The organism is Bacteroides sp. (assembly GCF_019417265.1).
Lineage (GTDB): Bacteria > Bacteroidota > Bacteroidia > Bacteroidales > Bacteroidaceae > Phocaeicola.
Window position 1 is genome coordinate 1 of sequence record NZ_DXVR01000040.1, and the last position, 23982, is coordinate 23982.

Here is a 23982-nt window from a genome sequence, read left to right on the forward strand (position 1 = left end):
ATGTTGCTCAGGAACTTATAAAAATAATTATCAATTATGTTGCGGAATTAAGGCTAATTACAAAAAAATTATACTTATAATAAATAATAGAATATTTATGTGGTCAATTATTGATGGAAAAGAAAAAGTTGAAAAACTGTATAACGGAATTTTACCAGATTTGAAATCTATATATATCCATGAATTTACAGTAATAACAGGTGAAGACATTGAGGTAGATATAAGATTTGACATAAAGGACATGCCTAAAGATATGCCTTCTAAGTGGATAGAAAGAAAGATAAATACAGTTCAGTTTGTATTCGGTTTCCTAAGTGTAAAGTTCATTGACTTTAATATAGATGAGGACTTAAAAAAAGAATGTGTTTTAAAATGTGAGAAAATAGCAATTGACAAAAATAGAATTACGATAACAAGCAGTGAAGGAAAAGTTGAATTATCTTTCTTGTCAAAATGGAATTATATAAAAAGTATGTCCGGATACAAACAAGATTAGGAGTTGTGTTACACATGTATCTACTGTGGTTGTGTTGGTTTTTCTTACAAGAACAAATACCATATCTTTTGCTTTATTAAACCATACCAACAAACAAGTATATACGTGGTTCAAGAAGGAATCTTACTATCTATACAAAAAAGATAAATATCGCATTACTCTTAAGAACAATGGTGAATTCTCGATAAGGTAATCCTGCATTGAAGAATACCGTTACGATAAGAATAGGAGGCAACCGTATCATCAACTAATCTACTCTTTAAACGGCTTTCAGGTACGTCATGCTCTTTCCTTTCCAACTTATCTGATTTTTCTTGACTGCAAATATTCTTCCTTGCCCGGAAAGTTCAAATTGCCGATAGCGCCTGTATTGTATCTAAACACAACGTGCGGAGAGTACTGAATGTTACCCGGATCTGATGCTACACGTTCCTGCTCTTCCTGTGAAAGGACATTGGGATAGATAATGAAGTCGTATTTATCCAGAAGGATGCGCCGGAAGCCGATTTTGTATGGTTTGTGAGGAGATGATGAAACTACTATTGAAATGCAATGAATGTCATCCAATTCGTTCTCTATATCATTCAGATCCGTTCTGTCAAGACCCGATGTCATGAGTAAAGAATCAATCTTTTCCTCGCTGGGGTCCCAGCTGTTGCAGCCATGTTTGTCTTCAGTAAATACACTGAAAGCAGATACTTTACCTTTCTCAAATTCGATGTAGATGTTGCGTCCCGGTTTCAGTTGTTGACGGACTTTGTGATAGAGGTCTTCCATTTGGGCATGGTATTTGATATAGTGTCTCTCCATTATATGGGCATCGCATCTGTCGTTGGGGTTATAAATCCATAGAAGTGCTGCCAGAATATTGACGATATGCCATGCCAGGAATATTCTTTTGTGCCTGGTATTGAATCTCAATGATGTGAAAACGGATATAACAGAAATAACAAATGCCGGTATGACCAGAATGAACGCAAATGCAACAATCAGAATTCCTATAAATTTGTCAATCCACAATAAGATAATTGATACCGATAGTATAACGACCGATAAATATTGTACGATTACCCAATTAGAGGCGGGCGGTGATTGTTTTATTCTATCCGGCTTCATGACAGGTTCCTTTGGTTATGTAGCAAAGATAATAAAATGGTGTGAACTAATTGCATGATTATGAATTATTTCTGTTCAATGATGAAATAGTTGAATCATTGTGGCAGATTATGGAAAAAGTTTCGTAAATTTGGAGGTGAGAGGCATGATGATTGTGCTGCTTTACATATACAAAGGTGTATTCAATACCATGGTAAAGCAGAATTAGTGAAAAGTTCATCTGGTCTAAATGAGCAACCAAGAGGATGTTATTAACTTTTACCAAAACCTTTGAAATGAAAATTATCATAGCAGTCGCTTTGAATGTAATATTTAGCATAATATATTTATTGGGTATATCCCTCATAAATAGATTGGCTCCTATTGCCCATCCTGATGTAGCTTACGGATTGACTATGATAGCTTGGGCAAGTTTGTTGTTTGGTGTTCAGTTCCTGTTATTATTGCTATTATTGTTTTTAGGCAAGAACAAATTTAATTTTTTTATACCGCTTATTGTTCCTTGTATATATGAACTAAGTATATTGGATGTATATCCGAAGCGCTCTTTGGTTTGGTTATTCATTTTGCTTGTAATTTACACTTGTTACTATTCATTCCTGATAAAATATCATTTATATAAAAAACGCTCTTAATTATAAAAAGCATTTATAAATTCCAGACGGCATAGTTTATGTGAGATTCTTCGTAAATTACAAAAATGAATTCTCGAATATAGCAATTTTAACAAAGACCAATAGCCAATCTATAGATAAGGAGTCAATACGATGTGTAAAACTATTAAAAATACCATGTAACCGCAAAATGAATAGGAAAGCAATAATGATACAATTAATTAATAGTATATGAATTATGAAAATTATTATATATCTAATTGCACTATTTAATGTGCTTCTATCATATTCTTGTTCATCACGTATTTCATATGAAAATTATGAAAATAAAAAATACAAAATTACGCTCAAACAAAAGTCCAATATCATTGTAGGTTTCATTATTTCAAATAAAGAGACAAACTCTAAACTGGCTTTTACTCCGTCATTAATTATGATTGATGGAGAAACACCTGAAGGAAGTCTCAGGTCTGATTATAATAGTACAGATGAAACAATGCTTTATCAATGCGATTCTACATATTGTATAGATACAGATTCTATTTCAATAGCCTTTGCATTGGAGGTCTTAAATCATAAAAGACTGGATTTGTTAATATACAATTCCCTGCTACAAGACTATAAAGATGAAAACTGTACGTTACTGAAACAATCTAAATAAATCAACTGGAGTATAAGAGGAAAAGCAATAAGAATGAAAATATGATAAAAACATGGATAACAGATTATTTGGGGGCATTATTAAGATTTACATATGAACTTTCGTTTGGTGACTGTGGGGATATTTATTTCTACATTTCCCATCAAGATCTGAAAAACAAAGATTTTAGAAATCTTAAGTTTGAATTACAGTGCTATTAAAAGATAAAGTAATAGAGCTATACTCTGAATTTTATGTGAAATAATACAACAGAAAAGTGTTACGGCATTGAAGAGCACTCCTGCCCTCTGCCGTAACACACGCCTATTATACATCCCCGATTATTCGCCGGAGATAAGTTTAGCCCCTTCAAAATCTATGGAAGTAACCAAAATCTTGTTGTCCTTAATCTTTAAAGATGTCTGATATACCTCCTTGCCTTTTCTTGTAAACTCACAATACACTGTATCATTGTCTATTCTTGTCAGGCGGATATGTGTTATTTTAGTGAATTTCTTGATTCGCTTGCCAAGTTCCAGTTTCCATAATTCCTGGTCTTCAACTCCGTCTGTGCAGAAATACTTGTACGCATAATCATTGTATGCCATTGAAGTGGATGATTTATTGACCAGATAGTTAAGACTTTGCAAGATAGATTCAAGATTTTTTATGTTGCCTATAATGGATTCGTTGTAGTCTATCGTGATATTCTGCTGATATAACTTGGTGAAATAATCCTTTGAGAGGTTCAAGAGTTTGGTCTTGTAATTATCCAGTTCATCAGCAGCCGATTTCTTGACATAGAAGACACCGTTTTTTGCCTCAAGAATCATAAACTCCTTGTCTGTAGTGGTTTGCAGGGTATCCATCCTTACAGTTGAAAGATTAGCATACAGCTGCGTAATGTCTTTTATCGTAGGATTAGCAGAATCGAACCTTTTCATTATACCGAACTTTCTGTCAAACTCATAATCATAGGCTATTTTGAGGTAGTCCATCAGTCCGATAGCTGTTTCTCTCTTTATCTCGTCTATCTTTCCGGGCAAGGCTGCGGCTTGTTCTTTGGTCAGATAAAACCTGTCGATAGATGTTCCCTTAAATTCTCCGGCTGTGGTAAGATAATAGTAATATGCTCCTGTTTTTACATATTTCATGCCCCTCTCGTCTGTAGCAATAGTTCTCTCAAAATGGTCATTGCACTGTACGAGCTTATCAAAATTATCTACATTATAATCATTCTCAATAATAGCTTTCCTGATAGAGCTTATCAATACGTTGAACCCTTCGTCAGTAAGATATTCTACTTTCTCCAGATATTTGAACTTCTTGAAGTTCGGAGTAGAAAAATCACATCCGCGCAAATCCCTGAAACTGATGACATTATCACGCAAGATGATTCTGTTTGCATGGACTCCCAAATCAATACTGTCCTCAAATACCATTATCCCCTGTTCGCGCAGTTTCTCTTCCGTGATAGTTCCATTGGCAAGCTGTCTGGCTTTCTCCACAAGAGCTGGCGGAGTGCTGGTGTCCTTGCCGGAACTGCTCAGACGCACGCCTTTAAGGAATGTATAAGTAAATCTTTCGTCTATGTAATTGAAATCCCATCTGCCTGTCAGTTCTCCGTTCTGTGTCAGAGTTCCTTTAATGGCTTCACGGTCAACCAGTGCTGTGGAATAGTCCACCATATACGATCCTACCAGTTTTCCGTTGTTGTAGTTTACATTCATTTTGGCTTCAACGGTAGTTACATAGTTTGCCACAAAATTTCCGTTCGGAATACCATCCTTGAAGTTTCCGTTCAGTGTGAAGCTCTCCACCTGCGAACGTGAGCCATGAGTATAGGTAGTCCTTGAGTTTAGCGACAGGGCACCGTTCATATCTCCGTTCTTATAATTGGCAGTGAGATTATAGTTGCCGTTTATTGTCATTTTCTGGAGTTGTACATACCTTTGGAAGTTATTAATGCTTGCCTTGATTGAAAGGGGACCGTCCTTAATATTGTCGCCATCCTTGCCTACGATATACGAGTATGTGATTTTTCCTTCCATCGGTATATCCAATGGCGGACGGTAAAATTCTATAACCTGTTGTCTTTGTGCCGAGATTTCTGATGAACAGAATGACAGAAATCCTAAGAAATATAATACTGAAGTTCTCATATCTTATTGTATATTAATGTTTTATTCACTGTATTCTTTTAATAGTTCCATAGCCTTCCTGCTGGTTTCCATCATCTCGTCCGAGTTTTTCATCACATCATCCATAAGGTCCATTGTTTTCCCCAATGTGTTCAAACCTTTCTCTATATCATCAAAGTCTGCAGAGCTGTCTTTTTCGTCTTCCTTGAAACTTATGTAAATATTTTCTATCGAAAAGCTCTTGGATTTTTCCATTACGGCCTTTGCATAATCATAATCGAAATCATTGATAAACACGAAGTCCTGCTCGGTTCCAGATTCGGATTTAAGGAAGCTCACCATCTTTTCCTCCTCTCCGTCAGCCAGAACCATTTGCGAATAACTGTCAACGATGCTCATACCGTCTTCGTCCTTAAGTCGCAGACTCGGACTGTGGATATAGTTGATTTCCTTATCCGGTGTTTTTTCAAGTCTAAGCCTGATTTTCATTCTCACACGGTCGCCGCATTTCAGTTTATATTCCCCCTGAACTACAGAGAAGTATTCAGAATTGTCCCCATAAACTTCTGATTGAGTAACTTTCAGTGTCACACTCTCCGGAACTGACGGATCACCACATGCCACAGTAATTATGGCCAGGATCAACGAAAGAAATAAAATGTTTATTTTTGTCATAGTAGTCGTTTTTTTAGAATTATCAAATAATCTGTTCTGTATAATAAGCTTTATTGTTTATCAGAAACTGGAGTTTCCATAGCCTTCGAAAGCCACGTAGATGCAGTAAAGAGTGACTGCAAGCTTAAGGCATGTGCCTATCAGATAAGCGGCAAATGCTGCCAGAGCAGGTCGGAAAGAAGCAGTCAGGCTTTTACGTGAAACGGATTCTCCGATGTAAGCAAAAACAAAAGGGAAAACCACTAAGGCGAGAATCATAGTCAGTATGACGGTAGTATTGTCATCGGCAGAACTGATTGTAGGCCAAACGCCCAGCACTCCAAGCATAGACCCGATGACACATCCCAATTTGCCCGACTTTCCGTATTCCGAAATCAGACCTGCCACCTTGGGCACAAACATATCTGCCACCTTACACAATACTACCGCCAGACCGCATATTACGAGGCTCATAGTGTCGAACACCTGTATGTCAGTACAGAAGTTCAGAAGCAGGATACCTGCATAAGCCAGGATGGGTCCCGGCACACGATTGATAAAACATCCCACGAGTCCTATTGCCATCAACAGGAAGCTCAAAATAATCCATACAATTTCCATGTTTGTAAAAAATTAAGATTAAAAAATTACTGTGATGCAAACATAGAAATTATGTCCAAAAGGCCGTTGGTCCATTTTAGTCCTTTTAGACTTAAGCCATACAGAAGAGACGTTATTCTTCCATTACCGGCATCGGAAGACTTATATCCTTGAATAAATCCGATGAATACAGACTTACGGCATTGGTTACAGTAGATTTGCTCACCTCATCCATTCCGTCAGTAAGCGAATCGCACATTACCACAACCTTATTTCCGATTTCAGACATTATCTTCGACATGGTTTTATATTCTTCATAGCCTATTTTCTCCCTTCCTCCTATAAAATCTATCAATGGCTCATAGATTTTATCAACCTCCTTTTTCCCATTCTCTATGGCTTCATTCAAATAGTCGTTCTTATCGGAGCTATCCTTCTGGCCTACAGAGTATAATGATATAAACACTACTGAAACTACGAAGAGAACGAATACAGGAACGGCCGATACGAACTTTTCCCATACGTTGATATACGAAGATATGCTCTCTACATTGGCGAACCTTAGAGTCCTGGTCCTCATACATTTATTTGCCAAATGATTGTAGAAAAGGCTTATATCGGCTTTTCTGATAACTTTTCCAAGACTGTAGATATCGTTACGGCAGTCAGGTACGGACTCTGTCAGCTGTTCCGGAGAGATATATTTGTCAGTACCGGCCGGATGCTTCAATATACAATAAGAATCAGTGTCCGACAGTCCGAAATCAAGTATTTTAGCGTTACCGCCGTTGGCTGTCACCATTATGTTGGCAGGTTTCAAATCGCGGTGTACTATTTGCTTGCCGTGTACATACGATAAGGCAGAAATCACCCCTTTTATCACTCTGGCTCTGTCCGAAGAGGAATGTTTCTCACTAAGATATTCATCGAAAGACACTCCGTCGATGTACTCCATTATGATACACTCCCCTACACCGGGAACATTCTCCCAGCCGATTGTTCTCACGATATTGGGATGCGAAAGCGAGATGCTGATGTCGAATTCCTTTTTCAGAAGTTCTCTGTACAACATGGTTGAACGGTGTTCTTCCTTCAAAGTTTTAAGGACATACCACCGTCCGTATCTTTTTGCCTTGTATAGAACACAATATGCTCCTGAGTACATTTCTGTCACTTCCGTGAAAGAGCTGTTTACTGATAAATCTTCAGAAGTAACAAATCCTGATGTAGATGTATTCATAGTGTTATTTTTTAATTAGTTCAAAACGTATTCCGTCTATTTTTCCTGCCACATACGATGTAGGAGGCATTCCGTCCTGTATCAGATGGTCGATGAACAAAGGTTCGCCCTCTATCAGAAAACTGCATCTGAAAGTGGCACCTGCCTTGATTTTAGAATTCTCCGCCTTGAAAACCTTGAAATCATTTCCTCCGCAAAACTCAAAAATACACTGTCTGTCCGGCAACCATGCCACAAGCACCTTATCCCCTTTCTCAAGCTGCTCCACATTCAGACTTCGTGAAATGATAATATCGGACTGTATTGTTTCACTGCCTCCGACGGACTTACGGTACTCGCTCCAGTCTTTGTATCCCACGAATCGTGAAAGCACATCGAGAGTGGCAAGTCTGGGCGATGTATTCTCCTTCAGATATCCCCACAAGCGTTTTAAAGTGGTGGCACTAATCATAATATGCAGCCTTGAAAATATATGTTCCGACAGAGAGTCGTAATCCTTGGGGGTGAGAAGTTTCTTACCCAATACCCTTTCTACACTGATTTTCAGCTGTTCCAAACATTCTTTTTCATCCATAGTATATACTTTTGGCGCAAATGTAATATTTTATTGATAATGAATAGAAGAATATGCAAAAAAACATCCGGCAGAAATGACCTTTAGGTACAATTCTGCCGGATTAAGCTTAATTATATTTATGCACTGTAATTATCAGCACTTACCTCCGCAAGAGCATTTCGGTAGCTCCTGCTTCTTTATCTCGGTGATATAGAAACGGGCGAAACCGTTCTTTATCTCATCGCGTACTCTACGGAATTCCGAGTTGATGAACTCCTCAGTGCCTGTGGCATCCGACGGGTCATCGAAACCTATGTGAAGGCATTTTCCTACCTTACCCGTAAATGCAGGGCAACTCTCGTTTGCGCCTCCGCATACGGTTATAACATAGTCCCATTCACTGTCGAGATATGTATTTACATGAGTAGGAATATGGTTACTTATGTCTATTCCTACTTCCTTCATTACCTCCACCGCCTTCGGATTAACCTGAGCGGCCGGTTCTGTTCCTCCTGAATAGACTTCCAAAGAATCATCAAACGACTGTAGGAAACCGTGAGCCATCTGACTACGACAGCTGTTTCCTGTACAAAGTATAAGTATTTTCATATGAGTTTATGAGTTTCAAAGTTTTTGAGTTTATTATTACAGTAAATAGTTAAACAGATAGCCCGACAAAATTATAAAAAAGGCTACAGTCCCGAAAAATATACCTATCAAACGCCATGTCATAACCTTTTTCAGCAGTGTAGCTTCCGGCAATGACAGTCCTACAACGGCCATCATAAATGCTATGGCAGTTCCCATAGGCACTCCCTTGGCCACGAATACCTCTATCACAGGAACTATACCTGCGGCATTGGCATACATAGGTACTGCCAGAATAACTGACACCGGTACCGCATACCAGTTGTCCTTAGCCATGTACTGCTCGAAGAAACCTTCCGGCACGAAACCATGCATAAAGGCCCCTATTCCGATACCTATAATGATATAGATGAGTACTCCGCTCACTATCTTCCAGGCATCACGAACAATGGAAGGAAGTCGCTTGAAGAACTTAGTGTGGTTCTTCTCCCACTCCTCAGCCTGTGCGGACGAGTTGGCCTGTATCTGCCTTACCCAATCACTGAGGTATGGAGAAAGGTTCATCTTTCCCAATGCGAAACCGCCTATCACTCCAAGCAATATACCGCTGATGACATAAATCAAAGTAACTTTCAGACCGAATGAGCCTAAGAACATGGCTACTGCCACCTCATTGACCAACGGCGATGTTATCAGAAATGCAAATGTCACTCCCAAAGGTATTCCTCCTTTGACGAAACCGATAAACAACGGTATCGACGAGCAGGAACAGAAAGGTGTTATGGCTCCGAATACTGATGCCAGCAGATACTGAAGTCCGTACATCTTGTGTGTGAGAAGATAGTTTCTCAAACGCTCTATAGGGAAATAGGCGTTTATTATCCCCATCAGCACACTGATGAAGAACAAGAGTATCAGAATCTTTATCGTGTCGTAAAAGAAGAAGTTTACGGCCACACCAAGAGATGTTCCGGCATCAAGACCGAATATGCCGTAAACCAGCCAGTCGGCAAAATCCTGTATCATATTTTTAAATGCCTAAAATTTCTTTTACTTCGCTTTCTGTAGGAACCTTACCTTTTATCTTTACCACCTCGTCCACTACTATGGCAGGAATGGTCATGATGTTGTAGTTCATCATTTCCATGATGTAATCTACCTTGGTAAGTTTCACATCGAGATTGTTTTCCTTGATTACTTTCTCTACTACCTGATAGGTTGTCTTGCACTTGCTGCAACCCGGTCCTAATACTTTAATTTCCATAATTCTATAAATTTATTGATTAAAAAAACATTACAAAACAATAATATATACCTATTACGATGAAGAGTATCCCGACTATCACGTTCAGCCATTTCTGAACAGTCTTTATACGCCCGTAGAAACTGCTCATCTGCTGTACACTGAAGACCAATATCCATGCTACTATCAGCACAGGGATAGCAGTTGCTATAGCAAACACGGCAGGAAGCAGATAGCCTGCGGTAGCTGTGGCAGACATAGGTATGAAACAAAGATTTTCCGGAATTTATGAGAAAAACAGATACATTTTCCTATAAAACATTTGTCACTCACGCTTTTTTCTTCTGATAACGAATCCTGTATAGATGCACCATAGTGCTGCCAGTCCTGCAAAGAAGATATAGATAAGGGTTCCTTTTCCGAGGATGGTGTATATACGTCCCGTATGTATCTCCTGCGCAAAGTTCCATAGCGACATAGGCAGAGAAGAAAGATTTTCGGGCATATGTAAAGCTGTCGTTCCCTTATAATACTCCACTACGAAAGTTTTTTCTCTAATATTATCGCAATAGCCCGATACGGCATATTTACCGAACGGAGGACCTGCAACATCTTCCGCCTTTTCTCCGGTGAAATAATCAGTAGAAATCTGTCTGCTTCTGTCCCACACATACATTCCGCTGAAAGAACCCGTAAGCCAGTTGCCACAGGAATCTTTCTGCCAAACATTAAGTCCCATAACACTGACAGGAGGTGTATTCTCCAATTTCACAGGAACAGACTGGAGTGTAGCCAAAGAGAAGATTCCTTCGGATGAAGACAGTAGCCAGTCGCCATATTCGGCATCATAGCGAAGCATACGCAGTCTGTCATTCCAGGCATTATCGCTGTCTGCAACGGTATAAGGAATAGCCGGAGTACGGAAAGAAACAAGTGCTATAAGCACAGGCGGACGGAGGCACCATCCGGTAAAAGATACGAACATGAGTATTACGAAAGTATATCTGCCAAGTTTGTCATGCCAGTTAAGCGACGACTTCATTAGCTGAGTACTCCCTTTGGCCGTTTTACCTCTCCTGCGGATTCTCCTTATATATTTAGGCAAAAGCCAGTATGCAATCCCGGTAAGACACAGCAAGATCAATATAATTGCAACAGCATCCATAACCAGTTTCCCAACTGTACCGAACATTTCTCCGCTATGCATAAGCCATACGGTTCGGAAGAGTGAAACCTTGCCGTCATAACCTTCAGGAGCCTTTAATTCCAATCTGCTGAATTCATTATAAGGACTGACGGAAGTATAGAGATACGAACGTCCCACCACAACCATGGTATCCCCTTTCAGAACTAAATCTGATATACGTTCATGTTTTGAAAATTTAAGAGGGGTACTCTCCCATCCTTTTCCATCGTTCCTGTACAGGCCAAACTGTCCTGCTGCAAAAAGAGAGCCGTCCGGAGTCTGAACCATAGCCTTGATGTTACGGAAATCGACACCTTCAGGCAGCCCTTTATTGAAATCAGAAACAGAATGTCCGGTTGAATCAGTCTTCCAGATTCCACTGTTTCCATAGATAAATACATTATTATCATTACATCTTACAGAGCCACGAAGAAGTCCAAGATTCCAGTCCTTATACTTATAATCATCCGGCAGGTAATCTCTGCCTACATTTATATCTGCTACCAATGCACGATGATTTAGCACTATCCCACTTAGGCAGAACATAAGCATGAATAATGCGAATATTATGCCGAACCATTTATGATGTTTTTTCCAGGTGATGCGTTTCATTATACAATATCAATATTGAAATCCGGTGCAAAAATAAATATAATCACTATTCCATACAACAGTGGCATAAACAGAACGCCCGACAAACGTCAATACTACGTTCATCGGGCGTCGCTTATTAAGATTATTAAAAGATTGTTTACATCTTAGTCTTTTCAAACTTGTTCTTTTCTGCCATCAGAATTTTTTCAAGTTCCTGGGTCTTTTCAGGATTTTCCTTAGCTACATTTTTCTTTTCAGAAGGGTCGTCAACTACATTATAGAGCTGTACTTCCTTGCTGTTACCAAGTTCTGTCTTGGTCCAGAACTCCAACTCAGGCTTATCGCTTGTTTCGATATATTTCCATCCGTCCTTAACGATAGAAAGCGTATTGTTCAGGTTCTGCTGAATTACATAGTCACATCCCTTGGTATCCGCTCCGATAAGAGTATTCAGATAGTTACGGCTGTCAGGAGCCTGTCCTTGAGGAATTTCATAACCCAACAAACCTGCGAATGATGCAAAGAAATCGACAGTAGAATAAAGTCCTTCCTGTACGGCTGGTTTAATCTTCTTCGGCCATCTTACAAGCAATGGAGTACGTGTACCGGCCTCGTATGCACTGTACTTACCACCACGATAATTCAACATAGGAGTATGTCCGTTCAGCAGTTCACGGGCCTGATCCTGATAACCGTCGTCTATCACGGCACCATTGTCACTCAGAAATACGAAGATAGTATTATCAGCGATATTCAGACTGTCAAGAGTATTCATTATCTCGCCCACTGTCCAGTCCAGCTGAAGGATAACATCTCCGCGAGTACCCAAACCACTCTTTCCTGCAAATCTTGGATGCGGAACACGAGGTACGTGAACATCCTGAGTTCCCATATAAAGGAAGAATGTAGTGTCCTTGTTGCTTACTATGAAGTCCTTAGCCTTCTGAGTAATGATATCAGCAATCTTTTCATCATCCCACAGTGCAGACTTACCGCCTGTCATCCATCCTATGCGAGGAATACCGTTGATGATAGTATTATTATGTCCCTGACTTGGTTTAAGCTTTACAAGTTCAGGATTTTCCTTACCTGTAGGCCAGTCTCCTACCTTATGGTCATAGCTGACAGTTATAGGGTCATTAGGGTCAAGTCCGTCCACGCGTCCGTTTTCTACAAACACGCATGGCACACGGTCAACCGTAGCCGGAATAATGTATTCATAATCGAAGCCTATATCCTGTGTATTAGGCTTGATAAGTCCGTTGAAATCTGTTCCTCCCTTAGGACCAAGTCCGAGATGCCATTTACCTACTGCAGCAGTGGCATAACCTTCGGCCTTGAACATATCGGCCATAGTTGTACATTCTGTATTGATAATCAATTCAGAGTTACCCGGCGCGATACCTGTATTTTCCTGACGCCAAGGATACATACCGGTAAGAATACCGAAACGAGTAGGTGTACTTGTAGAAGATGTTGTATAAGCATTTGCAAACTGAAGTCCCTGACTTGCCAGACGGTCGATGTTTGGAGTATGGATTTTTGTTGCACCGTAGCAACTCAAATCGCCTATACCAAGGTCGTCAGCTATAAGGAATACTACGTTAGGATTCTTCTGTTTGTTTTCTGATTGATTTTTAGAACCGCCACCGGAACATGCACTGAGCAATGCCGCAGCTGAAATCAATCCCAAGTGAAAAGTGGTTTTTTCCATAAGGTAAGATTTAGTTTAAAATGATATATGTGGACAAATATACGAAATATTATAAAAGATGGATTAATTATGCCAAAGAAAATAATATATTTTATTTATATCGACATAATAAATAAGAATATTTCCATTGGTTCTAATAAGAATTCAAATCATACTTCATATAAAAAGGTAAATGTTATCCCTTCTTTAGGATTCCATTTACCTTTAATATACAATCAAAATTTATGGGCAAGTTCTGTAGCCAAACGACATCCATCAGTATTCTCAATCTCATCTTCATTTAAGACATCCGGTATAAGAACTTCACCTGCAAGATTCCATTTCAACAAGGAAGCAGTCTTCTCCATTGGTATTCTTACACCATCCATTACAGACATATCATTTCCCTCGCAACAAGTAATCAGGCCCCACTTCTTTCCGGATGCATTCTTCTCCCCAGCTACAAGCGAGAATAAGCAATCAATTACTCCTTTTATTTGTGCCGGAATAGAATACCAATAGACAGGCATGGCAAACAGAACTCCATCCGAATCAATAATAGAAGATGCTATAGCATCAAAATCTTTATTGAACGTGCATGCTCTCCCGGTCTTATAACAAGTCATGCACGCATGACAACCACTTATATTCATTGAAACGGCATCATAGAGATTAATAGTATGACCGCACTTTTCAGCTTCTTTTATAAACGCACGTGTCATGGCCAGGCTATTTCCGTTCTTCCTCGGACTACCTGTAATAACAGTAATTTTCATATTTACTTCTCCTTATTTTTTATTGTATTTGAATTCTGATTATAGGCTTTCGCCACACATTTCCATTCACCGCCAATCTTCATAAGTAGGAGATAATCAGTAAAATCTATACGTCCACCCCAGTTTTCCTCCAAAACACGAACTACAGCAAGTGTCTCTTCCACATCGATTACGTCTATACGCGCCTTGAAACCGCTGTCCGGACCAACATTGTCTACATTCCTGTAGAATTGTTCTATACTGCCATGTTCCAACTGACCGTCTAAATATCCGAACAGGACAGCTTCATCTGTAAAAAGATGTTTAGCATACGAACTGTTGCCTTCTGCAACACTCCTCACAAAATTCATGGCCGCAAGTTCTACAGCCTTGTATTCCTCTATATTCGCTCTCATAATTATAGGTTTATGTGTCAGTAATTATAATGGCACAAAGTTAGAGGGTAGTTGTTATTTCCACAAGTACCGAAAAATTTTTCGGTATATGAAAATTTTTTCATCATATCATAGTTTTGTAATTTTACGCTTGTTTTTGAGTGATAATAAATTTCAGTTCCATAGACTTATGTACGAAAGAAAAATACCGGTAGACTTGGATTGCCCTTTAAGGCTGACAATCAGCCTTATAGGTTCAAAGTGGAAATCATGCATCCTGGATGAATTACGAAACAAATCATTACGTCCGAGCGAACTTCATAAAATATTCCCTGAAGCCACTCCACGTGTACTTGATTTACAGTTAAAAGAGCTGGTGGAAGACGGATTGGTCACGAAAACCATATACCCTGAATTACCTCCACGTTCGGAATATACCATCACATCATTAGGCCTGACATTGATACCAATTATTGATGCCATGATTGAATGGGGTAATAAGAATGAAAATTTATTTATCAGAAAATATGGGAAAGCTATTTCAAATGATATAACAGAGAATTAGCCTGACAGAAGTTTATTCTACAGGCTCGACAAGTGCAAAATACCTTTTCATTTTCTCTAAATACAACCTATATTTATATAAATACAAGTTATATTTTTATATAAACAATCTATATATATAAAAACACAATCTGTATATAGAGAAAATGTAAGGTCATTCATGATTTTATTCAAGCTTAAAGTACAAATCTCTTCATGGCATTATACACACCGTCTTCATCTACAGATGACGTAACATAATCGGCCACTTCTTTAAGAGCCTGATTAGCATTTCCCATAACAACGCCCAATCCTGCCTTCTCTATTATCGACAAGTCATTGCCTCCATCACCGAAAGCCATTGTTTCATCTATGCTAATGCTTTCGTGCGATATAATATCCAGGAGTCCGTTACCCTTATTGGCATTAGTCTCAGTTATATCGGCAAAGTCCGGATACCAACGGGATGAAACACAGCCTGAAAGGCGAGGCATAATCAGTTCTTCCTCGGCTACAGAAATGACAGGAGTAAGCTGTAGTATTTTTTGCTGCAAAATCAGTTCCACATTATTGTCTTCCCTCATATTGTGGACATTCAGCATCTGGCGGAATATACGGTCTGTCCTCTCGTCGCTGTTGTACATAGTAAGGTTCTTCTCTCCTACTACCATGCACGGGAATTTCATGTCATCAGAAAACCTCAACACCGTCAATACGTCCTCTTTCGGGATAGGAGTACATGATATTATCCTGTCGCCCGAAAAGCACAAAGCCCCATTGGCTGTGATATATCCGTCTATCATATGCTTTATCTCGTCAAGATTGTTTATCAGCGAGAAAGGACGGCCGGTTGAGATATAGATTTTAATACCTTTGGCTTTTGCCATAGAGATGGCATCTACAGCCGACTGCGGAATACGGTGAGTGTTGAAACTTACCAGAGTTCCGTCGATATCGAAGAATATAGCTTTTATCATGTATCTTTTTAATTTTATAAATCCGCTGCAAATTTCCGAAAAAAAATAATTACTACCACCACCGGTTAGCAAGAAAGTGATACCATTTTGATAAATGGCCAACACTATATGAGCCCCAAATGCAACCCGGTTGCATAAAAACATATACACGTACAAGTGGATTTATTTTTTCGTAACTTTGTGGCGAAACGAACTGATAATCAGAAAAGGCTATGGAATCTAAAGATTTGGCTGCAAGCTTGGAATTGAAAGGAGTAAAACCAACGGCAAACAGAATTCTTGTACTGAAAGTACTCAAAGAACAGGCCCGTCCCTTGAGTCTGACAGACCTGGAGGATATTCTTGCCACAATGGACAAGTCAAGCATATTCCGCGTATTGACGCTGTTCCTGGAGCACGACATAGTGCATTCATTCGAAAACGGACGCGGAATACTGAACTATGAGCTGTGTACAAGCAAAACCGTCTGTAACCAATCCGACGCACATATACATTTCTATTGCGAGTCGTGCCGGAAATCATTCTGCATGGATGATATTCCGTTTCCTGAATTTGAACTCAGACAAGGATTTACGATGCATTCCGTATCATTTGTAATTAAAGGCGAATGTCCGGAATGCAGTAGAAAACATAAGGATATTTAGTATGGATAAAATAGGAAGTCTGGAGATAGGACATTCTCACGTGAAGGATAAAGATTTCAGTATAAAACGTGAGATAGTGGACGACGAGAATGTTGAAGTGACATTCTCGCACCGGCATTTCTTTTATGCCGTTTACTGGATACACGAAGGAAACGGAACGCATACCATAGATTTTGAAGAGTATCAGATAACACCGGACAGGATTTTCTTCATAAGGAGCAAGTCCACTTTCTATGTACCGAAGGAAAGATGAAATATTCAGCATTACAGTTTACAGAAGATTTCATGATACCCTATTCTACCGATTTTCAAAAGCAAATTCCTGTCTGTAAAGACTTGAACGAAGATGAGAAAGTCCGTATCAAGACTCTGTTTGATCAGATATACAAAGAGTCAGTATCCAATCTTGTAAACTCAACAGCTATAACACAATCTGAGATACATACACTGTTGTTGGAATTAGAAAGAATTGCCATTAATAATTCGGATACATCTATTATGTCGGAAATTATGGAAAGATATAAATCGCTAATAGACAGTTCATTCGCAAAAGAGCGCCAGGTACAATATTATGCCGGACAATTGGGAGTCAGTGCAAACTATCTGAATGTACTGACAAAGAAACATTTCAACAAACCCGCATTGGAGATGATAAACGAACGCTTGATATTGGAGATAAAAAGACTCTTGCTCCGCACGGACAATGACATTTCAGAAATAGCATATAGGTTAGGATTTAATGAATTGTCCTATTTCTCACGCTTTTTCAAACGCCATACAGGCTCTACACCGCATGAATTCAGAAACATGATGAATAAAATGTACCAAAAATGAAATATTTTGTGTAATTCTATCACTATATATGTTCTATATCTTTGCATCAAAATAAAAACAATAAAGTTATGGGACATAAACATGAATCAGTATCACCGGAAAAATCACAGGGTGAAAAACGAACAGCATTTGTAGTAATATTTTCGGCTACGACAATGGTGCTTGAAATAATATTCGGACTATTCTCAAATTCAATGGCACTACTTGCCGACGGCATTCACATGGGATCGCATGTACTGGCTATAGGTCTTAGCTGGGGCGCATACGCATTAGTACGCAAATTGCAGAAAAAACAGGTAAACAATGTTGACAATGACAAGGTCTTGTCTCTTTCTGCCTATACAAGCGGAATTCTTTTATTGATGTTCGCTATTTTCATCATCATAGAGGCGGCAGAACGTTTCTTCACTCCAGCCATTGATATAAAATATACGGAAGCCATGATTGTGGCAGCCATAGGAATGGTGGTAAACATAATATGTGCATTCGTATTACATGATAATAAGGAACATCAGCACGAAGACTATAACCGCCATTCGGCATACCTGCACGTAGTAGCTGACGCACTGACAAGTCTTGGGGCTATATTCGGACTGATATGTGCAATGATATGGGATATTACGTGGATTGACACACTTGTGGCTGTTGTATGTTCTGCCGTAATAATACGCTGGGCAAAAAATCTGCTTTTTGATACAGGAAAAATACTTACATCCAAAGCCTACATAAAATAATGAAACTCACAGAACTCAAGAAAGGAGAAAAAAGAATTATAACAAGAATAAATGGGCAGGGACTGTTAAGAAAACGTTTGTCGGAAATGGGATTCATAAAAGGCAAAACAGTCGAAGCTGTCAGATATGCACCTTTAGGAAGTCCTGTGGTATATAGAATCCTAAACTCAGAAATTGCCATTACACCGGATATTGCTTCACTGATAGAAATAACCAAAAAAAGAACTACCTTTGTAGTAAAAACAAATTGTTATGAGGCATAAAGAATCGTACAGCATTTATCCGGTAAAAGCAGCTGAACATATTTCTCTGCTGAAATACTCCAAAAGTTCATGCGGAGTGGATTTTCTTCTTAATACGGCGGAAAGTTCCGAAAAGCCTGGATGGTTCAATATCGACAAGCGATATAAGACAGATTTCTTTGAGTTCTATTTCTTTCGCAGAGCAGAAGGCTATATGCTTTTGTCGGGCAGGAAAATAGAGCTGCATCCTAATATGATCCTTGTCATATCTCCATTCCAGCTTCAGGAATGGCATGTCTGTCTGGAGAAACTTGACTATACTTTTCTAATCTTTCAGGAGGAATTCATAAACAACTTTCTGTCAGACAAATATTTCATGTACAGACTTCTGTATTGCTATCAGCATGACTACCCTACTTTTTTCGATATGCCGAAGGAAGATATGGCTACATACCTGACTATCCTGCAACAGATGAAAATAGAGCTGCATAATCCTGTTGCCGACAGTTACCACATGATTGTGGCCTGTCTGTATCAGTTTCTGCTGTTGCTTAACAGATTCTATGCCGGGCATTTCAACCTTCCTTTCGCACCTCCACAGAACAATTACGCATACCAATATAAAGAACTGCTGGAAAAACATATTTCAGAGAAGACACATGTATCGGATTATGCGGAGATGATGAACGTCAGCAGGGTGACACTGAATAAGGCCGTAGTGCGTGAGTTCGGTCTGTCGGCTGTACATCTGCTGAAACAGCGGTTGCTGCAGGAAGTGAAGAACGATATCCTTTTCTCAGGCATGTCTGTAAAAGAGATAGCCTACCGCCTGCATTTCTCTGAGCCTAACCATCTGATGCGTTTCTTCAAGCAGATGACAGGACAGACCATCAGTGAATTTGTGGCATCAATCAAGTCTATATAATCAGTGTTACTGATTCAACCTTATTTTCTCATGGTAAAAATAATTTACTATGACAGGTTTCCCTTTCTCGGAACGCCCGTATGGCAAGTCATTAACCATGTATGGGAAACCGTTTTGTTTTGCGAACATTGAAATCTCTTTTTCGAGTGACTCCCAGTAGTCCATCCGTTTCTTATTGTAGATTTCATCATACAAGGCATAAACATCCGGATGATTCTCCCTAATATAACTCATGATGGTACCCTTGAATTGCCCCCTAAGATTTAGATTTTCAAGCCATATCAAATCGGCAAAATCCCTGACTCGCCCGATAATGGATTTCACATCGGTAATACCCGGGAATATAGGCGACACGAAACACACGGTACGTATTCCTGCTTCATATACCTTTTTCATAGCCTTAATCCTTCGCTCTATACTTACGGCGCGGTCCATATCCATGCGGAACTGTTCGTCCAAGGTATTTATAGACCATGAGACTGTAACCTTCGGGAACTTCTTAAGCAAGTCGAGGTCACGCAAAACCAAATCAGATTTGGTACATATCATTATCTCGGCATTTATACCTTTCAGCTCTTCCAGAAGTCTGCGAGTCCTGCAAAACTCCCCTTCGTATGGATTATATCCGTCTGTAACAGAACCGATAACAATCCTCTGGCCATCGTATTTATGCGGATTGGTTATAGGTTTCCAGTGCTTCACATCAAGAAAGGTTCCCCATGGTTCCGTATGACCTGTAAAACGTTTCATGAACGATGCATAACAATACTTACATGCGTGAGGACATCCCACGTACGGATTGACAGAGAATCCTCCAACCGGCAAAGACGATTTGGTCATCACGCTTTGCACCTCTATTTCCCTGATGATTTCTTTTTCCATGCTTTTTTAATAAATTGTTCCGGTAATTCTTGAATCATGTTATCTTCACCCATAATAGGCAAAAGATCTTCTTTCATAAAAACAGGAATATTACATTTTTTTGCTTGTTCAGCTATATGTAATACCCACTCTGGCCTGGCATCAACTTTCCCTTTTCTTTTTCCGGTTTCTGTTCCTATAACAACCCAGTCAAACCCTCTAAAATCAATTTCGCCTATATCCTCAAAAAGAGGTTCAAATGTGGCATGATAATGTTTAGCCTTAACATGTTTCTTTAAATCTGTAAGACGTTTTTTCTCTGACGCTCTGGTTACAGTCACACCCATCCACACATTTTCATCGTCTGTTCTGAAATCAATAAGTTCAGGTCGCTTGGTCAATAATATGTAAGAATGCTGAGAATTAATAGATATACGATTGAATATTTCATTATTCCATTCTGTTTTCCAATCAGAGAAATCGCTCATTCCGGTGAGAAACCATACATGTGATTTCGGATTATCCATAAGATATAACTTCCTGCCCATATATTCCGGTTTTGAGAAATCATCAGTCATATGAAACCTGTTGCAGTTACACCTGGCATAACAGTAGTTACACCCTATAGTACAACCTATAACAATATTCATATTCTGAATCAGAGATTTAATACACACAGTCATATTACTTATATTTTCCAGCAAAATTAATCCATAATAGACACTGAAAATGTACCATAACAGCAATGAAAGATACCAATTTGATAAGGACAGGCGGAAATATTGCAGATAAGATGAAGAAACAGAGAAATCAATTAAAAACAAAAACGGAAGAACAGGCAGACAGCCTAATGCTTGCCTATTCTTCCGTTATCAAATGATCCGTAAATGGAAACCGATATCTTATTTCACCCTAACCTTTACAATAACTTTCTTCAACTCCACTTCAGTCACACCCGGAGCATGAGCATCTTCAGGGAAGAAAATAGCGAACATACCTGGTTTAACAGTCAGATAGTCAGTAGCATGTCCAGGATAGAAAGTTACATCCTTTTCAGCATTGTATTCAGCCTCAGCAAGGTCTGTTCTTGGCATATATCCCATTAGTTCAGTACCAGTAAGAGGAATCTGGATATCAATGAAGTTATTGTGTGTCTCGATTTTTGCGTCATCCTTAGTTTTTGGTCTTGCAGCAGCAAAGTTAACGAACAGTTCGCCTTCTTTCAGCACTACCTTACCAAGTTCGTGAGCATTAAGGTCTGTCGATTTCAAAAATTCAATAGCCTGAGCAAACAGCGGATTTACAGAGGCATACATTCCAATGTTTTCAAGTTTGTCGATAATCATAATCGTAATGTTTTAAATTCTGATATGCAAAGGTATGAAAAAATAAATTGTATTGATTATCGCAACATAATAATTAATAAAATATTATTGCTAATTTTGTCATATAACTGGATTTTAAAATATGGAACATTTAGAAAAGCTTATATTATTAAAGCAGAAAGCTGCATATCAAGAAACTCCACCGGGAAACGGTGAAACGGCATTCAAAGCACATGCAAGAAAAAAACAGTCACTTTTCCGCCAGATGGTATTAGGAATTCCATACGATCCAAAACACAAGTTCGGTAAGTATGGTGCTTTCCTTATGGAGCCATTCGCTTCATTAGGATATAATTTCTGCGAGGTTTATCGAAACGATATACTAAATGGCATAAAGGAACGGTACGGGAAGTTGAATGCAGCTCTCCATGAGGGACTTATGGGCAATATGCTTAGGAGTGAACATATTCCATGGATAAAGAAGTTTTGGATTTTGTAACATTTTGCATCAGCTCATTGGCTGTACATCTTCATCTATCACAGAGAGAAGTTTATAAACAGCTTAAAGAATCAGGGATACTGTATGGATACATTGTCCCCTCATACGATGTACTGCATACATTTGGTTCACGTTATCTGATGGAAGACCTGACAGATTATATGAAAGAGAAAGGAGTTTTGTAATTTATGAAAGTATATCATGCTTCAAATATTATTGTAGAAAATTCCTCACATCCCTTTGAAAACCGGGAAAAAATTAATATCTTGACAACATAAATTTTTAAAACACTCATTTTATGGAAATCTGGCAAATATGGCTTGCCATAGCACTGGCACTTGTAATAATAGAAATAATAACCGTAGGTTTCGCTGCATTATGTCTGGCTATTGGAGCCGTTGGAGCAGCTGTGGCATCGTGTTTCACCGATTCTTTAGTCTGGCAGATTACGGTCTTTGCCGTTTTCACCTTAATATCATTCATCTATGTACGCCCGTTCATGCTTAAGTTTCTTTCGAGGAAGAAAGATTCGCCGAAAAGCGGAGTGGAAGCCCTTATCGGACGGACAGCCATCGTTGAGGAAGACATCATTCCGGAAACAAACAGCGGACGCATAGCCATTGACGGGGACAGGTGGAAGGCTGTATCGGAAGACGGAAACAATATTATGAAAGGCGAGAAAGTCGTCGTTCTTAAAGTGAACAGCATTATACTCACCGTCAGAAAAGCATGATAAATATCTTTATTATAAACATCTAAAAAACACACATTTATGGGAGCTTTGATTGTTGTAGGGCTTATAGCACTTGTTGTGATAGTTTTCGCAGTGCAGGGGCTTAAAATCATCCGCCAGGGGGAAACAAAAGTTATTGAAAGATTAGGAAGATACCACAGTACGTTGTCTTCAGGTATAAACATCATATGGCCTATTCTCGACAGACCGAGAAAGGTTTATACAAGGTATGTGGTAACAAGAATGAACGGAGCTACACAGACACTTATAAGAATGTCGGACGTGATAGACCTTCGTGAACAGGTTTACGATTTTCCGGAACAGAGCGTGATTACCAAAGATAATGTGACCACCAGCATTAACGCATTGCTGTATTTCCAGATTACAGACCCGTTCAAGTCGGTATATGAGATAGAGAACCTGCCAAACGCAATAGAGAAACTTACGCAGACAACTCTTCGTAACATTATCGGCGAACTGGAACTGGACGAAACTCTTACATCGCGCGACACCATCAATTCCCGTCTTCGTGAGGTGCTTGACGAGGCAACAAACAAATGGGGAGTTAAAGTAAACCGTGTGGAACTGCAGGACATCACTCCTCCTGAGAGTGTACGCCGTGCCATGGAACAGCAGATGCAGGCAGAACGCGAACGCCGTGCGAAGATTCTGAAGGCTGAAGGTGACAAAACATCGAAGATTCTTTATTCCGAAGGTGAGAAGGAAGCACAGATAAATCAGGCTAAGGCACAGAAAGAATCACAGATTCTTATGGCACAGGGTGAAGCGGAAGCAAAAATTCTTCAGGCAAAAGCGGAGGCTGAAGCTATTGAGAAACTGGCCGAGGCAATCAAAGGCTCCAACTCCGATCCGGCATCTTATCAGATAGCACTTAAATATATAGAAACTCTGAAGGAAATGGCAAGCGGAAAGGACAACAAGACCGTTTACATTCCATACGAAGCGACCTCCCTACTTGGCTCTTTGGGAGGCATAAAAGAGATACTTAAAGGATAAATTGGGATTCTATTTTTCTGTATCCATTCAGTGAACGGCTAATAAACGCCCGGTGAACATTAAAAGAACATATAACGAGGAGTTGTCTTACCCTGAAAAAAGTTGACTCATAAAACCAACATTATGAGTTCACAAAT

At 39.2% G+C, this 23982-nt stretch carries 32 protein-coding genes and 1 pseudogene; 15 read left to right on the forward strand and 18 right to left on the reverse strand.

Going from position 1 to position 23982, the window contains the following annotated elements:
• On the forward strand, positions 1 to 496 hold a 496-nt coding region (locus QZ379_RS06635), incomplete at its 5' end, for an Imm50 family immunity protein (RefSeq protein ID WP_291562055.1).
• A gap of 300 nt (positions 497 to 796) precedes the next feature.
• On the opposite strand, the gene QZ379_RS06640 is transcribed toward QZ379_RS06635, so the two are convergent.
• Positions 797 to 1417: a hypothetical protein gene (locus QZ379_RS06640; RefSeq protein WP_291562059.1), complete on the reverse strand. Its 621-nt coding sequence runs from the start codon at positions 1415 to 1417 to the stop codon at positions 797 to 799.
• A 1047-nt stretch (positions 1418 to 2464) separates the two neighbouring features.
• Here QZ379_RS06640 and QZ379_RS06645 point away from each other — a divergent pair.
• Both QZ379_RS06645 and QZ379_RS12750 read left to right on the forward strand, forming a co-directional pair.
• The gene (locus QZ379_RS06645; RefSeq protein WP_291562062.1) at positions 2465 to 2887 is read left to right on the forward strand and encodes a hypothetical protein; all 423 of its coding nucleotides are present in this window, start codon (positions 2465 to 2467) and stop codon (positions 2885 to 2887) included.
• 41 nt (positions 2888 to 2928) lie between these two features.
• Positions 2929 to 3087: a DUF1963 domain-containing protein gene (locus tag QZ379_RS12750; RefSeq protein ID WP_366933581.1), complete on the forward strand. Its 159-nt coding sequence runs from the start codon at positions 2929 to 2931 to the stop codon at positions 3085 to 3087.
• Positions 3088 to 3207: 120 nt separating this feature from the next.
• Here QZ379_RS12750 and QZ379_RS06650 read toward each other — a convergent pair whose 3' ends face one another.
• From QZ379_RS06650 to QZ379_RS06710, 13 genes and pseudogenes are all read right to left on the reverse strand, one after another.
• Positions 3208 to 5028: a hypothetical protein gene (locus QZ379_RS06650; RefSeq protein ID WP_291562064.1), complete on the reverse strand. Its 1821-nt coding sequence runs from the start codon at positions 5026 to 5028 to the stop codon at positions 3208 to 3210.
• A 21-nt stretch (positions 5029 to 5049) separates the two neighbouring features.
• Positions 5050 to 5682 carry a hypothetical protein gene (locus tag QZ379_RS06655; protein WP_291562066.1) on the reverse strand — a complete coding sequence of 211 codons (633 nt, stop codon included), beginning with the start codon at positions 5680 to 5682 and terminating at the stop codon, positions 5050 to 5052.
• Positions 5683 to 5742: 60 nt separating this feature from the next.
• Positions 5743 to 6282 (reverse strand): DUF456 domain-containing protein, encoded by a 540-nt coding sequence (locus tag QZ379_RS06660; protein WP_291562069.1) that lies wholly within the window; start codon positions 6280 to 6282, stop codon positions 5743 to 5745.
• 112 nt (positions 6283 to 6394) lie between these two features.
• Positions 6395 to 7501 carry a serine/threonine-protein kinase gene (locus QZ379_RS06665; RefSeq protein WP_291562072.1) on the reverse strand — a complete coding sequence of 369 codons (1107 nt, stop codon included), beginning with the start codon at positions 7499 to 7501 and terminating at the stop codon, positions 6395 to 6397.
• A 4-nt stretch (positions 7502 to 7505) separates the two neighbouring features.
• Positions 7506 to 8075 (reverse strand): hypothetical protein, encoded by a 570-nt coding sequence (locus tag QZ379_RS06670; RefSeq protein ID WP_291562074.1) that lies wholly within the window; start codon positions 8073 to 8075, stop codon positions 7506 to 7508.
• Positions 8076 to 8210: 135 nt separating this feature from the next.
• Entirely contained in the window at positions 8211 to 8666 is a 456-nt protein-coding gene (locus tag QZ379_RS06675; protein WP_291562077.1) for an arsenate reductase ArsC, read from the reverse strand.
• A gap of 36 nt (positions 8667 to 8702) precedes the next feature.
• Positions 8703 to 9671, reverse strand: coding sequence for a permease (locus tag QZ379_RS06680; RefSeq protein ID WP_291562080.1), 969 nt, complete (start codon positions 9669 to 9671; stop codon positions 8703 to 8705).
• Between the two features lie 4 nt (positions 9672 to 9675).
• Positions 9676 to 9909, reverse strand: coding sequence for a thioredoxin family protein (locus QZ379_RS06685; protein WP_291562083.1), 234 nt, complete (start codon positions 9907 to 9909; stop codon positions 9676 to 9678).
• A 19-nt stretch (positions 9910 to 9928) separates the two neighbouring features.
• Positions 9929 to 10153: pseudogene (locus tag QZ379_RS06690) on the reverse strand (sulfite exporter TauE/SafE family protein); the annotation flags it as partial.
• Positions 10154 to 10213: 60 nt separating this feature from the next.
• Positions 10214 to 11686: a PepSY-associated TM helix domain-containing protein gene (locus QZ379_RS06695; protein WP_291562106.1), complete on the reverse strand. Its 1473-nt coding sequence runs from the start codon at positions 11684 to 11686 to the stop codon at positions 10214 to 10216.
• A gap of 139 nt (positions 11687 to 11825) precedes the next feature.
• A complete protein-coding gene (locus QZ379_RS06700) occupies positions 11826 to 13382 on the reverse strand; it encodes a sulfatase-like hydrolase/transferase (RefSeq protein ID WP_291562117.1) in 1557 nt (518 codons plus the stop codon).
• Positions 13383 to 13597: 215 nt separating this feature from the next.
• Complete coding sequence (locus tag QZ379_RS06705) at positions 13598 to 14137, reverse strand: flavodoxin family protein (protein WP_291562129.1); 540 nt, start codon at positions 14135 to 14137, stop codon at positions 13598 to 13600.
• 2 nt (positions 14138 to 14139) lie between these two features.
• A complete protein-coding gene (locus QZ379_RS06710; RefSeq protein WP_291562138.1) occupies positions 14140 to 14532 on the reverse strand; it encodes a nuclear transport factor 2 family protein in 393 nt (130 codons plus the stop codon).
• A gap of 169 nt (positions 14533 to 14701) precedes the next feature.
• Between QZ379_RS06710 and QZ379_RS06715 the strand changes: the two genes are divergently transcribed.
• A complete protein-coding gene (locus QZ379_RS06715; protein WP_291562140.1) occupies positions 14702 to 15076 on the forward strand; it encodes a helix-turn-helix domain-containing protein in 375 nt (124 codons plus the stop codon).
• Between the two features lie 175 nt (positions 15077 to 15251).
• On the opposite strand, the gene QZ379_RS06720 is transcribed toward QZ379_RS06715, so the two are convergent.
• A complete protein-coding gene (locus tag QZ379_RS06720; protein ID WP_291562143.1) occupies positions 15252 to 16031 on the reverse strand; it encodes a Cof-type HAD-IIB family hydrolase in 780 nt (259 codons plus the stop codon).
• A 212-nt stretch (positions 16032 to 16243) separates the two neighbouring features.
• On the opposite strand from QZ379_RS06720, the gene QZ379_RS06725 reads away from it, so the two are divergent.
• The 6 genes from QZ379_RS06725 to QZ379_RS06750 all read left to right on the forward strand — a co-directional run bounded on the left by QZ379_RS06725 (position 16244) and on the right by QZ379_RS06750 (position 19410).
• Entirely contained in the window at positions 16244 to 16675 is a 432-nt protein-coding gene (locus tag QZ379_RS06725; protein WP_291562146.1) for a transcriptional repressor, read from the forward strand.
• A 1-nt stretch (position 16676) separates the two neighbouring features.
• On the forward strand, positions 16677 to 16928 hold the full coding sequence (locus QZ379_RS06730; protein WP_291562149.1) for an AraC family ligand binding domain-containing protein: 252 nt from the start codon (positions 16677 to 16679) through the stop codon (positions 16926 to 16928).
• The gene (locus tag QZ379_RS06735; protein WP_291562152.1) at positions 16925 to 17509 is read left to right on the forward strand and encodes a helix-turn-helix domain-containing protein; all 585 of its coding nucleotides are present in this window, start codon (positions 16925 to 16927) and stop codon (positions 17507 to 17509) included. Before QZ379_RS06730 ends, QZ379_RS06735 begins: the two co-directional genes overlap by 4 nt.
• Before the next feature lie 68 nt (positions 17510 to 17577).
• Positions 17578 to 18243: a cation diffusion facilitator family transporter gene (locus tag QZ379_RS06740; protein ID WP_291562155.1), complete on the forward strand. Its 666-nt coding sequence runs from the start codon at positions 17578 to 17580 to the stop codon at positions 18241 to 18243.
• A complete protein-coding gene (locus QZ379_RS06745) occupies positions 18243 to 18506 on the forward strand; it encodes a FeoA family protein (protein WP_291562158.1) in 264 nt (87 codons plus the stop codon). The genes QZ379_RS06740 and QZ379_RS06745 overlap by 1 nt, the downstream gene beginning before the upstream one ends.
• Positions 18496 to 19410, forward strand: a complete 915-nt coding sequence (locus QZ379_RS06750) for an AraC family transcriptional regulator (protein WP_291562160.1) — start codon at positions 18496 to 18498, stop codon at positions 19408 to 19410. Before QZ379_RS06745 ends, QZ379_RS06750 begins: the two co-directional genes overlap by 11 nt.
• Positions 19411 to 19416: 6 nt before the next feature.
• Here the strand turns inward: QZ379_RS06750 and QZ379_RS06755 are convergent, their stop codons facing one another.
• Positions 19417 to 20292: a radical SAM mobile pair protein B gene (locus QZ379_RS06755; protein WP_291562162.1), complete on the reverse strand. Its 876-nt coding sequence runs from the start codon at positions 20290 to 20292 to the stop codon at positions 19417 to 19419.
• Positions 20265 to 20954: a radical SAM mobile pair protein A gene (locus QZ379_RS06760; RefSeq protein WP_291562193.1), complete on the reverse strand. Its 690-nt coding sequence runs from the start codon at positions 20952 to 20954 to the stop codon at positions 20265 to 20267. The genes QZ379_RS06755 and QZ379_RS06760 overlap by 28 nt, the downstream gene beginning before the upstream one ends.
• A gap of 62 nt (positions 20955 to 21016) precedes the next feature.
• Between QZ379_RS06760 and QZ379_RS06765 the strand changes: the two genes are divergently transcribed.
• Entirely contained in the window at positions 21017 to 21151 is a 135-nt protein-coding gene (locus QZ379_RS06765; protein WP_291562165.1) for a hypothetical protein, read from the forward strand.
• Between the two features lie 22 nt (positions 21152 to 21173).
• On the opposite strand, the gene QZ379_RS06770 is transcribed toward QZ379_RS06765, so the two are convergent.
• On the reverse strand, positions 21174 to 21617 hold the full coding sequence (locus tag QZ379_RS06770; RefSeq protein WP_235339764.1) for a YhcH/YjgK/YiaL family protein: 444 nt from the start codon (positions 21615 to 21617) through the stop codon (positions 21174 to 21176).
• A gap of 121 nt (positions 21618 to 21738) precedes the next feature.
• Between QZ379_RS06770 and QZ379_RS06775 the strand changes: the two genes are divergently transcribed.
• The 4 genes from QZ379_RS06775 (at position 21739) to QZ379_RS06790 (ending at position 23845) form a co-directional block, all read left to right on the forward strand.
• Positions 21739 to 22095 (forward strand): hypothetical protein, encoded by a 357-nt coding sequence (locus tag QZ379_RS06775; RefSeq protein ID WP_291562172.1) that lies wholly within the window; start codon positions 21739 to 21741, stop codon positions 22093 to 22095.
• On the forward strand, positions 22068 to 22280 hold the full coding sequence (locus QZ379_RS06780) for a DUF3791 domain-containing protein (RefSeq protein WP_291562174.1): 213 nt from the start codon (positions 22068 to 22070) through the stop codon (positions 22278 to 22280). The genes QZ379_RS06775 and QZ379_RS06780 overlap by 28 nt, the downstream gene beginning before the upstream one ends.
• A gap of 113 nt (positions 22281 to 22393) precedes the next feature.
• Positions 22394 to 22828, forward strand: coding sequence for an NfeD family protein (locus tag QZ379_RS06785; protein ID WP_291562176.1), 435 nt, complete (start codon positions 22394 to 22396; stop codon positions 22826 to 22828).
• Positions 22829 to 22867: 39 nt separating this feature from the next.
• Complete coding sequence (locus QZ379_RS06790) at positions 22868 to 23845, forward strand: SPFH domain-containing protein (RefSeq protein WP_291562189.1); 978 nt, start codon at positions 22868 to 22870, stop codon at positions 23843 to 23845.
• Positions 23846 to 23982: the final 137 nt, after the last annotated feature.